At 67.3% G+C, this 13,000-nt stretch carries 8 protein-coding genes; 5 read left to right on the forward strand and 3 right to left on the reverse strand.

All coding sequences use genetic code 11. The features are described 5' to 3' along the window. Positions 1–642: 642 nt before the first annotated feature. Both ACFE7U_RS15200 and ACFE7U_RS15205 read left to right on the forward strand, forming a co-directional pair. Complete coding sequence (locus tag ACFE7U_RS15200) at positions 643–1,887, forward strand: N-acetylmuramoyl-L-alanine amidase (protein ID WP_375410561.1); 1,245 nt, start codon at positions 643–645, stop codon at positions 1,885–1,887. 169 nt (positions 1,888–2,056) lie between these two features. Next, the gene (locus tag ACFE7U_RS15205; RefSeq protein WP_375410562.1) at positions 2,057–4,480 is read left to right on the forward strand and encodes a penicillin-binding protein 1A; all 2,424 of its coding nucleotides are present in this window, start codon (positions 2,057–2,059) and stop codon (positions 4,478–4,480) included. Positions 4,481–4,572: 92 nt separating this feature from the next. Here the strand turns inward: ACFE7U_RS15205 and ACFE7U_RS15210 are convergent, their stop codons facing one another. The 3 genes from ACFE7U_RS15210 to ACFE7U_RS15220 all read right to left on the reverse strand — a co-directional run bounded on the left by ACFE7U_RS15210 (position 4,573) and on the right by ACFE7U_RS15220 (position 7,662). Next, entirely contained in the window at positions 4,573–5,517 is a 945-nt protein-coding gene (locus ACFE7U_RS15210) for a metallophosphoesterase (RefSeq protein ID WP_375410563.1), read from the reverse strand. 243 nt (positions 5,518–5,760) lie between these two features. Then, positions 5,761–5,982, reverse strand: a complete 222-nt coding sequence (locus tag ACFE7U_RS15215; RefSeq protein ID WP_375410564.1) for a hypothetical protein — start codon at positions 5,980–5,982, stop codon at positions 5,761–5,763. Between the two features lie 291 nt (positions 5,983–6,273). Then, positions 6,274–7,662, reverse strand: a complete 1,389-nt coding sequence (locus tag ACFE7U_RS15220; RefSeq protein ID WP_375410565.1) for an aminotransferase — start codon at positions 7,660–7,662, stop codon at positions 6,274–6,276. A gap of 111 nt (positions 7,663–7,773) precedes the next feature. Between ACFE7U_RS15220 and ACFE7U_RS15225 the strand changes: the two genes are divergently transcribed. The 3 genes from ACFE7U_RS15225 to ACFE7U_RS15235 form a co-directional block, all read left to right on the forward strand. Beyond that, positions 7,774–8,310 carry a hypothetical protein gene (locus tag ACFE7U_RS15225; RefSeq protein ID WP_375410566.1) on the forward strand — a complete coding sequence of 179 codons (537 nt, stop codon included), beginning with the start codon at positions 7,774–7,776 and terminating at the stop codon, positions 8,308–8,310. After that, entirely contained in the window at positions 8,307–9,026 is a 720-nt protein-coding gene (locus ACFE7U_RS15230) for an HAD family hydrolase (protein WP_375410567.1), read from the forward strand. The genes ACFE7U_RS15225 and ACFE7U_RS15230 overlap by 4 nt, the downstream gene beginning before the upstream one ends. A 1,624-nt stretch (positions 9,027–10,650) precedes the next feature. After that, the coding region (locus ACFE7U_RS15235; RefSeq protein WP_375410568.1) for a HAMP domain-containing protein at positions 10,651–13,000 on the forward strand (2,350 nt) is incomplete at its 3' end.

A 13,000-nucleotide genomic window follows, 5' to 3' on the forward strand; every position in this document is an offset into this window, starting at 1 on the left:
CTTCCGTTGTCCATCATGATGTGATGCTGAACGTAGGTCGCGGTGTGCCTGACAAAGGCCTCGACTATGTCGACTTCATCAAGAATTCGAGTAATTGCAACGCACTTCATTCTTAACTTATCCTATAGCATTGATTCCGTTTCACTTCCATGTCTTCTGCGACGGCACTGATATTTATCAGAGCAGAGACCCTAAAGATGGCCGAGGGTGTTGGAGCGGCGCAGGACTGTCTGGCTGATCGATCCCCACGCGGGATGTGTTCTCAGAGGTAGTGCCAGGCGAGATTCTGGATAACAACTAGCTTAGCCAACGAAACCGGACCAGGGAGCGCGGCTTGCCAATCGGTGAAAGTGGCATGCAGCCCTACGTTGCATGAACCGATAGTTGAACGCAATGTGACGGCGCCTGCGCGACGGATGCTTTGTCCCAATGACCGATGAAGCGTGCTCTCGGCAGAACCGCCCCTGCACGAGCGCCAGCGCCGGATCGCTGCAGCCGAGGCGATGTCTCTCGGGAGTCACAGCGAACCGGGAACGCATCCGGGCGGGGTGAGGAACGGTTAACCCTGGCCGACGTATCCCCTACCGAAGATGCACGAGAACCCGATTCGATAATCCGATCCCCGAGCCGCCTCCCGGACCGATGCCCGCACGCGCCCGCCTCGCCCTTGCCATCGCCCTCGTCCTGGCATCGCCTCTCGCGGCCCGGGCACAGGCGCCCGGCCTCACGGCCGTCGCCATCGGAGCCGACCTCGCCACGGGTGCCGGCGGCACGACGAAGCTGACCCTGACGCTGTCAAAGGCGGTCGAGGCGCGCGCCTTCGTGATGGAGCGCCCCGACCGCGTGGTGATCGACCTCGCCGAGGTGAATTTCCAGCTCGGACCGGAGGCGGGGCGCAAGCGCGAGGGGCTGGTCTCGTCGTTCCGCTACGGGCTATTCGCCCCTGGCCGCTCGCGCATCGTCGTCGACCTCGCTCAGGCCGCCACGGTCGGCCGGATCGAGACCGTGACGCGCGCCAAGGACGGGGCGGTGCTGCTCTCGATCGAGTTCCAGCGCGCGGACCGCGACGCGTTCCGCCGCGCCGCGGTTGCGAGCGACCCGATGCCCGCCGCCCGCAAGGCCGCCGCGGTCCCCGAGGCCTCCGACACCCGGCCGCTGATCATGGTCGATGCCGGCCACGGCGGGATCGATCCCGGCGCCATCGCCAGCACGGGCGTGTTCGAGAAGGACATCGTGTTCGGCTTCGCCCAGGCCCTGGTCTCCCGCCTCGAATCCTCGGGCCGCTACCGGGTGAGGATGACGCGCGACCGCGACGTATTCGTGCCGCTCTCGGACCGCGTCCGGCTCGCCCGAGAAGCGAATGCTGACCTCTTCGTCTCGATCCACGCGGATTCGATCTCGTCGGCCCCGCAAGTGAGGGGCGCCACGATCTATACCGGCTCGGAGCGCGCCACCGACGCCGAATCCGCCAAGCTCGCCGACCGCGAGAACAAGGCCGACGCCGCCGCCGGCACGGAGACCCAGGCCGGCCCGGCCCAGGTCGCCGACATCCTCCAGGAACTCACCCTGCGCGAGACCCGCAGCTTCTCCTCGGGCTTCGCCAAGGGCCTGAGGGCGCATCTGAGCCCGGTGATGGAGATGAGCCCCAAGCCCCATCGCGAGGCCGGGTTCGTCGTCCTGCGCTCGCCGGACGTGCCCTCGGTCCTGGTCGAGCTCGGCTACCTGTCGAGCAAGCGCGACCTCGACCTGCTCCAGTCGGAGACGTGGCGATCCGAGGTGACGGGGGGCATGGCCAAGGCGATCGACGCGTTCTTTGGCAACCGCACCACACTGACGCGGCCGGACGCCCTCAAGCGCTCGGCGGCCATCGCCCCAGTTTCACCATAGAATGAGTGTGGAACCGGGGGCATCAGAGCACCCCGGTTCGACGCCGTCACGACGGGCCGCGTCCGGGGATATCGTGACGGTCGACCCGCGCCGAGAGGCTGGGGCGGCAAGCCTCTTGCTCCGGCGCCAGTCGGACCGCACGGGCGGACCAGCGACGGACAGGACCCGGATGCGCTTCATCCTTCGTTTCTTCGGATTCCTGTTCAGTGTCGGCGCGATGCTGTTCGTGCTCTTCGCCGCTGCGGGGGCATATTTCTACTGGACCTACAGCCAGGACCTGCCCGACCACGCCGCGCTCGCCAAGTACGAGCCGCCGGTGATGAGCCGCGTCCACGCCTCCGACGGCTCGCTGCTCGCGGAATACGCCAACGAGCGCCGGCTCTACCTGCCGATCCAGGCGATGCCCAAGATCGTGATCGCGGCCTTCCTCTCGGCCGAGGACAAGAACTTCTACAAGCACGGCGGCATCGATCCCGAGGGCGTCGTGCGCGCGGTGCTGACCAACGCCAAGAGCGGCAAGAAGCAGGGCGCCTCGACGATCACCCAGCAGGTCGCCAAGAACTTCCTGCTCACCAACGAGCAGACCTTCGACCGCAAGGTCAAGGAGGCGCTCATCGCCCTCCGGATCGAGGCGACTTATTCGAAGGACAAGATCCTCGAGCTCTACCTCAACGAGATCTTCCTCGGCACGATCGTGCCGGGCCGCAACCTGCACGGGGTCGCGGCCGCCGCGCTCGATTATTTCGGCAAGTCCGTCCACGAGCTGACGATCAACGAGGCGGCCTACCTCGCCGCGCTGCCGAAGGGGCCGAACAACTACCACCCCTACCGCAGGACCCAGGAGGCACTCAGCCGACGCAACGAGATCATCGGGCTGATGGCCCAGAATGGGTACATCACGAAGGAGGAGGGCGAGGCAGCCCGCAAGACGGGGCTCAGCGTGAACCCGCGCGTCGCCTTCGCCAACGCCGCCAATGCCAACTACTTCACCGAGGAAGTGCGCCGCGAGATCACCGAGCGCTACGGCGAGAAGAAGCTCTACGAGGGCGGCCTCTCGGTGCGCGCCACCCTCGACCCGAAGATGCAGGCCTGGGCGCGCCGGTCGCTCGTCGACGGCCTCATCACCTACGACCAGCGCCAGGGCTGGCGCGGAGCACAGGCCAAGGTCGACCTCGTCGGTCGCGACTGGGGTGTCGCGGTGGCGGAAGTGCCCTCGCTCGGCGACGTCGCCCCTTGGCGCCTCGCCGTGGTCCTGAGCACGAGCGGCGGCAGCGCGCAGGTCGGGATCCAGCCCCGACGCGAGGCCTCCGGCGCCGTCTCGAAGGAGCGTGAGACCGGCACGATCGGCGCCGACGGCACCAAATGGACCGGCCGTGCCCCCGCCGCCGTCCTGAGCCCCGGCGATGTCGTCTACGTCGAGGCGATGGACGGCGGCCGCGGCACCTACCGACTGCGCCAGCGCCCGGAGGTGTCCGGCGCCATCGTGGCGATGGACCCCTATACCGGCCGCGTCCACGCCATGGTGGGCGGCTTCTCCTACGACGAGAGCCAGTTCAACCGGGCGACGCAAGCCCAGCGCCAGCCGGGCTCGTCGTTCAAGCCGCTCGTCTACTCGGCGGCCCTCGACAACGGCTACACCCCCTCCTCGATCGTCCAGGATGCGCCGATCACCATCGAGGCCGGCCCCGGCCAGGAGGCGTGGTCGCCCTCGAACTACGACGGCAAGGCCAGCGGCCCCCACACCCTTCGGTACGGCATCGAGCACTCGAAGAACCTGATGACGGTGCGGCTCGCCAAGGACGTCGGCATGCCGCTCATCGCCGAATACGCCCGCCGCTTCGGCGTCTACGACGACATGCTGCCCGTGCTGCCGATGTCACTCGGCGCGGGCGAGACCACCGTCATGCGCATGGTCACCGCCTACTCGATGCTGGCCAATGGCGGCCGGCGCATTCGCCCGACCCTGATCGACCGCATCCAGGACCGGGTCGGCGAGACCATCTACAAGCACGACGGCCGCAAGTGCCTCGGCTGCGACGCCGAGAAGTGGAACGGCCAGGACGAGCCCAAGCTGGTGGACGATTCCGAGCAGGTGCTCGATCCGCTCACCGCCTACCAGATGGTCTCGATCATGGAGGGCGTGGTCCAGCGCGGCACCGCGACCATCCTGAAGCAGATCGGCAAGCCTTTGGCCGGCAAGACCGGCACAACAAACGACGCCAAGGACGCGTGGTTCGTGGGTTTCTCGCCGGATCTGGCGGTGGGCGTCTATATCGGCTTCGACAAGCCGAAGTCATTGGGCGACCGCGCCACCGGCGGCGGGTTGGCGGCGCCGATCGTGCTCAGCTTCCTCAAGGACGCCCTGAAGGACAAGCCGCCGACGCCGTTCCGGGTACCGCCGGGGGTCAAGCTGATCCGGGTGAGCGCATCGAGCGGCATGCGCGCCGGGTCAGGCGAGGGCGCCGGCACCATCCTGGAGGCGTTCAAGCCGGGCACCGCTCCGCCCGACGCCTACATCGCTTCCCCGGCCGCGGCTCCCGCGGCGGTGCCGCCCGACGCGGACCGGGCCGCCCAGGCCGGTGGGTTGTACTGACGGGCAGACGTCCGTCGGCCCGCCGCCGGAATGCGGGCCGAGGATCCATCGTTCACTAGATCGTGGACTGAAGCCGGACCCCGGCCGCCGGCTCAACTCGCGGCGAGGGGCGTTGCGTGCCCCGCGGTGTGGTCCACCGTCCGCCCCAGATCGAGGAGCACGATCTCGGGCGGCACGCCGATCCGCACCGGGACGCGGCTGACCCCGAGCCCCCCAGAGACGATGAGGTGGCGGTCCTGTTCCACCACGTGGCCGTAGCCGTAGCGCTGGCCATAGCGCGAGGGGATGATCGGCGCGCGCCCGAACACGCGGATCTGGCCGCCATGGGTATGGCCGGCGAGGGTCAGGGAGACGCGGGCCGGGACCTTCCGGAAGGCGTCTGGCTCGTGGATCATCATGATCGTCGGCGCAGAATCGGTGACCTTCGCGAGGGTGCCTGGCACATCGGCGGGATTGCGCCAGTCGCCGACGAGGTGGAAGGGCTGCTGGTCGGCGACCCCGGCGATCCAGAACGGCCGGCCGTCCTTGACGAGGCGGACGGCGTCGTTCTCCATCACGGGGATGCCGCGGGCCTCGAGGGCGCGGCGCGCGGCCACGGGTCCGCGACGGTTGGCCATCGCCACCGGGTCCTCCCACCAATCATGGTTGCCGAGAATGCTGTAGACCCCGAGCGGAGCCTTCAGGCCTTCGACGACGCGGGCGAAATCCGTCAGCGTGACCTCGCGCCAGGTGACGCCGGGGCCGGAAGGGTAATCGCCGAGCATGAGCACGAGATCGGGGTTCAGGGCGTTGGTGGTCTCGACGATCTCGGCCACCCGCTCCAGCGGCATGTAGGGCTCGCCGACATGGAAATCGGCCAGCACGGCGACGCGCAGGGTCAGTCCGGGTGTCCAGTTCGGGAGGACCGGCGCATAGGGCGTGACCACGAGCCGGAAGCGCGGCTCGACGGCGAAGGCATAGGCCCCCGTGGCGGCGCTCAGAGCCAGCGCCCCACCGAGGCCGCCCAGGAATTGCCGCCGGCTGGGCAGGATCAGCATCGGCTCTTCAACCTCTCACGGGACACGACGACAGCACTCGCGGGCAATCGTGACAGTTTGACGGCGAGCCGCCGCCGGTCCCGTCGCTGGACGCTACCGGCTCAGAGGTTGACGAAATGACAACGTTACTTCGGACACCCGTCCTCGGCCAGCGCAGCGAGCGCGGCCGATCGGGGCGGCTGCACGGAACCCGTGACTTGTCCGGCGAACGGCCGTGCCACCGGAAGGGCGCCGGCCTGCGCCTCACACCAGCGGCGAATCCTCGTGCTGGAACCGAGCGGTCATCTCGGGGCACGACATCCCACCGGACCCGGCCTTGCGCGCGGCGGGCTTTCCGGCGGCATGCACCGCGGCCGCGAGCGCCGGCAGCGCCACGGGACGGAAGCCCTCGCGGTCGAGATCGGTGGCGCTCGAGCGGCGCCCGGACGGAGCGGCGTCGGGCATGGGCTGCTGTGAGGGGTTCATGGAAGGAACGTCCTGTTTTCGCGCGAAGACCGTCGTCGGAACCTCTCATCCGCTGGACGGTCGTGACTGGTCGCAGCGGCCGGACGAATTCCGGCAGCTCACGCGATCATTAGCCACCTCGCAACATGAACGGATGCTTAAAGCGCCGGCCTTCCCGAGAGACTAGTCCTGATGAAAGTCCAACATCAGCCCGCGATAGGACTAAGGGGACGCGATGCTGTACTCCATTGGCAGGATGATGCACCGCACACCGTGCTCGCGTTGCATCAGGGCGCCACTTTGTGTTTGGGCCTAGCCTCGTGCCGCTTCCAGCCCCTCCGCCGCGATCCATGCCTGGGTGCGGTCGAGTGCGCGGATCAGCCGGTCGAACAGGGTGTCGATCTCGTCGCGTGCGATGACCAGCGGCGGACAGACGGCGACGCGGTCGCCGGCCAGGAAGCGTACGATCAAGCCTTCCGCCTGCGCGAAGGCGACGCAGCGGGCAGCCACCGCGGCCTTCGGCTCGTATTGCCGCTTCGTGCGCTTGTCGGCCACGATCTCGATGCCGCCGATCAAACCGATCCCGCGGGCCTCGCCGACGATGGGGTGGTCGGCCAGCGCCGAGAGCCGGGCCTGGAAATGCGGCGCCTTCTCGGCGACGCCCTCGACGATGCGGTCGCGCCGGTAGATCTCGATGGTCTTGAGCGCCACCGCGCAGGCCACCGGATGGCCGGAATAGGTGGTGCCGTGCCCGAAGGTGCCGAGCTTGGCGCTCTGGGAGACCATGAGCTTGTAGAGCGGCTCGTCGATGCTGATCCCGCCGAGCGGCATGTATCCGGAGGTGAGCGCCTTGGCGAAGGAGAGCGTGTCGGGGCGCATGCCGAGCGCCTCCGAGCCGAACCAGGTGCCGAGCCGCCCGAAGCCGCAGATCACCTCGTCGGCGATGAAGCGCACGTCGTAGCGGTCGAGCACCGCCTGGATCGCCGCGAAATAGCCGGCGGGCGGCGTGATGGCGCCGCCCGCCCCCATCACCGGCTCGGCGATGAAGGCCGCCACGGTCTCGGGGTCCTCGGCCAAGATCAGCGCTTCGAGTTCGTCGGCGAGGCGCTGCGAGAAGGCCTCCTCGGTCTCACCCGGGTCGGCGAACCGGTAATGGTGCGGGCAGGCGGTGTGGAGGAACCCCGGCAGCGGCAGGTCCCAGTCGGCGTGGTTGGCCGGCAGCCCCGTCATCGAGGCGGTGGCGACCGTGACCCCGTGGTAGCCACGCTGGCGGGCGATGATCTTCTTCTTTCGAGGGCGTCCCATGGCGTTGTTCATGTACCATGTGAGCTTGACCTGGGTGTCGTTGGCCTCTGAGCCCGACGAGGTGAAGAACACCTTCGAAGTCGGGACCGGCATCAGCTCCTTGAGGGTCTCGGCGAGTTCGATCGCCGGATCGTGGCTGCGTCCCGAGAACAGGTGCGTGAAGGGCAGCCGCGACATCTGCTCGGTGGCGGCCTCGACGAGCTCCTCGTTCGAGTAGCCGAGCGCCGTGCACCACAGCCCCGCCATGCCCTCGAGATAGGGCCGTCCGTCGCTGTCGTAGACCCAGACGCCGTGACCCCGCTCCAGAACCAACGGCCCGGTCTCGCGAAAGGTCGAGAGGTTGGTGTAGGGATGGATCAGGGTTTCGACGTCGCGGGTTGCGAGGTTCGAGAGCATGGTGCCCGTGCCTGGTGGAAGCGGGCCGGTTCGGCCCCGTCGTCCCGCCACACTAACGACCCGGTGTCCCGGCACCAACACGTCCGTTCACCGCACCGAAGACCCCACGCCATGCTCGATCCCGCGACGATCGTCGCCCATCCCGCGCCCGGCCGCGCCTGCGGCACCTGCACCCTGTGCTGCAAGGTCTACGACGTACCCGCCGTGGAGAGCAGGGCCGGGCAATGGTGCCGGCACACCAGGCAGGGCAGGGGCTGCGCCATCCACGAGATCCGGCCCGACCATTGCCGGGCCTTCCACTGCCTGTGGATGACGGAGGCCTGGCTCGGGCCGGAATGGAAGCCCGAGAAGGCCAAGATGGTGCTCAGCCTCGATCCGGTGACCCGCAACATGAACGTGCAGGTCGATCCCGGCCAGCCGGCGGCGTGGCGGCGCGAGCCCTATCTCGGCCAGCTCCGGCGCTGGGCCGCGGCCTCGCTGCCGCAGAAGCGACACGTCCTCGTCCATCTCGACAAGGCAACCACCGTCGTGCTGCCCGACCGCGACGTGCCGCTCGGCGTGATGGGGCCGGGCGACCGGGTGGTCACCCGCGAGCGCATGACGCCGGCCGGCATGGTGGTCGAGGTGGAGAGAGTCCCGGGACCGTGAGCCGCCTGCGCGGCATCCTGTTCGACAAGGACGGCACCCTCGTCGATTTCGACCGGACCTGGGGGCCGGCGGCGTACGCCGTGATGACGGCCCTCGCCGAGGGAGACCGGGCGAGCCTCGACCGCCTGATGACGGTGAGCCACTACGTCGAGGGTGAGCGCCGCTTCCTGCCGACCTCGCCGCTCATCGCCGGCTCGTCGGCCGCCTACGGCCCGCTCTGGGCGGACGCGCTCGGGTGCGTCTCCGGGCCTGCCTTCTTTACCGAGATGGACCGCCTGTTCCGGCAGGAGGGCCTGCGTGCCCTGACCCCGATCGGGGAGCCGGCGCTCATCGCCCGGGAGCTCACCGCCGCGGGCTATGCGCTCGGCATCGGCACCAACGACGCCGAGGCCTCGGCGCGGGCGCAAGCCCGGGCGCTCGGGCTTGACGCCCATCTCCGGTTCATCGCGGGCTACGATTCCGGATACGGGCAGAAGCCCGATCCCGGAATGGTCGCGGCCTTCGCCGCGAGCCTGTCGGTCCCGGCCGATCGGGTCGCCCTCGTGGGTGATTCCGCCTACGACCTCGTCGCGGCGCGGGCGGCGGGCGCCGTGGCGATCGCCGTGCTCAGCGGACCCGCCGGCGCGGCGGCACGGGCGGAGATCGAACCCCTGGCCGACCACGTCATCGGGTCGATCGCGGAGCTGCCCGGTCTCCTATCGAGGCTGCGGTCGTAGGGGTAGGCCGAACGCGAAGGGATCATCGCTTCGGCCGCATCCGTCTCGGTCCGGGTCCGCAACGACCGCTAGCGTTTCGCACAGATCGCCCGGGACTTGATGGCAGACGGCCCGGCGCTCAGGGCGAAGCAGTAGATGCTGCTTTCGTCCATGATCGGCCTTTCGGAGCCGGAGCATGTCCCGTTCACGGCAAACTCGTCGCTGCCGCAGGACGCGACGCATCGCGCCTCGTTGCTGCATTCCGCGACCTGGACGCGAAGCATCGACGTCGACGCCGTCTTACTCTCCGGACCCATCGGACCCATGGGTCCCGCAGGGCCTTGTTCGCCCGTCTTGCCGATGGGGCCGACGGGTCCGGCGGCGCCCGCAGGACCCGGAGCCCCAGGGTCCCCCCGTTCACCCTTTGCGCCCTGCGGACCTTCGGGACCTTGTTGCCCCGCGACGCCCTGAGGCCCACGGGGGCCGATCTGGGGAGCAGGCGCCGCCGCAGTCGGGCCGGTCACGGCCGCCGGCGTCGATGCCCTCCCGCCTTCGGGACCTCGCTGCCCACAGAACCCAACCACCGCGGCTTGGTTCATGTCGCCCGATTTGACCGTGACCACGCAATTCGCCGGATGGCGATTGGCCCTGAAGGCAAACCGGCCATCCTTGTCGGCCGTCGCCTTCTCCATCTCGTCCAAGGTCACGGCCACGCTTCGCGGTGGATTGATGCGGCCGAACACGCGAAGCTCTCCATTCGTGATCATGGCCTGGTCGATGACGATCTCCGCCATCGCGGCAGTGCTCATCAAGAGGATGACGAGAGCACAACACAGACGTGCCAACATGATGGTCTTCCTCTCGACGCTCGGCCGACGAGAAGATCAATCGTGTCCGAGCGAGAAGTCAACGCCAGCATCTTTGAAATTTTGGACTAAGCATGACATAGTTCACATGAACCTCTGGACAAAAAGCTGAACGTCTGTTTCCGAGCTTCCGACTTGGCAGCACTCTCTTGTGACCGACATCTTCATCTGTTTTCAAAAGGCGTGAATTCAACACGCAACGCAGCCTGGAAGATGAGATGCGATGATCGCTTGCGCAACGCCGAAATCTAGGCCGTCATACCGCCTCGTTCGGCGGAATAGTGCAGAGCAGCGCGACGGGAAGGCGGATCGTTCGTGAAACCAACATGCGGCACGGCATGCGAACTCCTGAGAGGTCGGAATGCCAGGTTGACCAGGCCATCGGCTGGGATTGATTTGTCGGGACAGCAGCAGTGGAGCAGTCGGAAGGAAGATGTCCGCGGTATCCGGTGCATCGAGCAACGGCGAGAACGACCGCCCGCCTGCGTTGTATTCGCCGACAATTTCACAGATCTTGGAGCGCGGCACGTGCCCGCAAGGGTAGCAGCAACGGTGAAGCCAGTGTGGCTCGAAATCCCGACACACGACTGCTCAATGAAACGACCGATGAACCATGCGCCGAACCACGCTCGCTTTTGTCGAGATCGGCGAGTAAGCGGCGGTTCAGACTCGTTCTTCTACCGTCCGGATGCCGGGCCGGATGCCTGCCTCGGTCACAACTCTCCTAGCGAATGGCCGCACCGGCAGGCCATTCGACCCACGCACGAAGGCATGACCGCATGACGTCGACCCAGTCGCAGCTGGAGCCGAAGCTCCTCCTCAAGAGCCTGCGTGCCTTCCGCAAGGGCGATTTCTCGGTCCGCCTGCCCCTCGACCTCACGGGAATCGACGGGGAGATCGCCGAGGCCTTCAACGACATCGTCGAGCTGAACCAGGGCCTGTCGCGCGAACTCGACCGGGTCGCCCGCGCGGTCGGCAAGGACGGACGCATCGGCGAGCGCGGAAAACTGCCGGCGGCGACCGGCGGATGGAACGAGTGCGTCGACTCCGTCAACGCCATGATCGGCGATCTCGTCCAACCGACGACCGAGGTCGCGCGCGTGATCGGGGCGGTGGCCAAGGGCGACCTCGGCCAGACCATGCAGATCGAGATCGACGGCCGTCCGCTCAGGGGCGAGTTCCTTCGCATCGGCAAGGTCGTCAACACGATGGTGGACCAGCTCAACTCGTTCGCCTCCGAGGTGACCCGCGTCGCCCGCGAGGTGGGATCGGAGGGCAAGCTCGGCGGGCAGGCGCAGGTGAAGGGCGTCGGCGGAACCTGGAAGGACCTCACCGACAACGTGAACCTGATGGCCGCCAACCTGACGGGACAGGTCCGCAACATCGCCGAGGTGACGACGGCGGTGGCCAACGGCGACCTGTCGAAGAAGATCACCGTCGACGTGAAGGGCGAGATCCTCGATCTCAAATCGACCTTCAACACGATGGTGGACCAGCTGAACTCCTTCGCCTCCGAAGTGACCCGCGTCGCCAAGGAAGTGGGCTCCGAAGGAAAGCTCGGCGGGCAGGCGCAGGTGCGCGGCGTCGGGGGCGTCTGGAAGGATCTGACCGACAACGTGAACATGATGGCCGAGAACCTGACCGGCCAGGTCCGCAACATCGCCGAGGTCACCACCGCGGTCGCGCGCGGCGATCTCTCCAAGAAGATCACCGTCGACGTGAAAGGCGAGATCCTGGCCCTCAAGCTCACCATCAACACGATGGTGGACCAGCTCAACTCCTTCGCCTCGGAGGTGACCCGCGTCGCCCGCGAGGTCGGCACGGAAGGAAAACTCGGAGGTCAGGCGCAGGTCGAGGGCGTCGGCGGAACCTGGAAAGATCTGACCGACAACGTGAACATGATGGCCGCCAATCTCACCGGTCAGGTCCGCAACATCGCCGACGTGACGACCGCGGTGGCCAACGGCGATCTCTCGAAGAAGATCACCGTCGACGTGCGCGGCGAGATCCTGGAGCTGAAGAACACCATCAACACCATGGTGGACCAGCTCAACTCGTTCGCCTCCGAGGTGACCCGCGTCGCCCGCGAGGTCGGCTCGGAAGGAAAGCTCGGCGGGCAGGCCCAGGTGCGTGGGGTGGCGGGCACCTGGGCCGACCTCACCGACAACGTGAACCTGATGGCGGCGAACCTCACCGGCCAAGTCCGCAACATCGCCGACGTGACGACGGCGGTGGCCAACGGCGATCTCTCGAAGAAGATCACCGTCGACGTGCGCGGCGAGATCCTGGAATTGAAGAACACCATCAACACGATGGTGGACCAGCTCAACTCCTTCGCCTCAGAAGTGACCCGCGTCGCCAAGGAAGTGGGTTCGGAGGGAAAACTCGGGGGCCAGGCGCGCGTGGAAGGCGTTGCCGGCACCTGGGCCGACCTGACCAACAACGTGAACCTGATGGCCGAAAACCTGACGGGACAGGTGCGAAACATCGCCGATGTCACCACGGCGGTCGCCAACGGCGACCTGTCGAAGAAGATCACCGTCGACGTGAAGGGCGAGATCCTGGAGCTGAAATCCACCATCAACACCATGGTGGACCAGCTCAACTCCTTCGCGAGCGAGGTGGTGCGCGTCGCCCGCGAGGTGGGCATCGAGGGCAAGCTCGGCGGCCAGGCGCAGGTGCGCGGCGTCGGCGGAACATGGAAGGATCTGACCGACAACGTGAACATGATGGCCGCCAACCTCACCGGCCAGGTCCGCAACATCGCCGACGTGACGACCGCGGTGGCCAACGGCGACCTCTCGAAGAAGATCACCGTGGCGGTCGAAGGCGAGATCCTGGAGCTGAAATCCACCATCAACACCATGGTGGACCAGCTCAACTCCTTCGCGAGCGAGGTGGTGCGCGTCGCCCGCGAGGTGGGCATCGAGGGCAAGCTCGGCGGCCAGGCGCAGGTGCGCGGCGTCGGCGGAACATGGAAGGATCTGACCGACAACGTGAACATGATGGCCGCCAACCTCACCGGCCAGGTCCGCAACATCGCCGACGTGACGACCGCGGTGGCCAACGGCGACCTCTCGAAGAAGATCACCGTCGACGTGAACGGCGAGATCCTGGAGCTGAAATCCA

Source organism: uncultured Methylobacterium sp., assembly GCF_964251405.1.
Classification (GTDB): domain Bacteria; phylum Pseudomonadota; class Alphaproteobacteria; order Rhizobiales; family Beijerinckiaceae; genus Methylobacterium.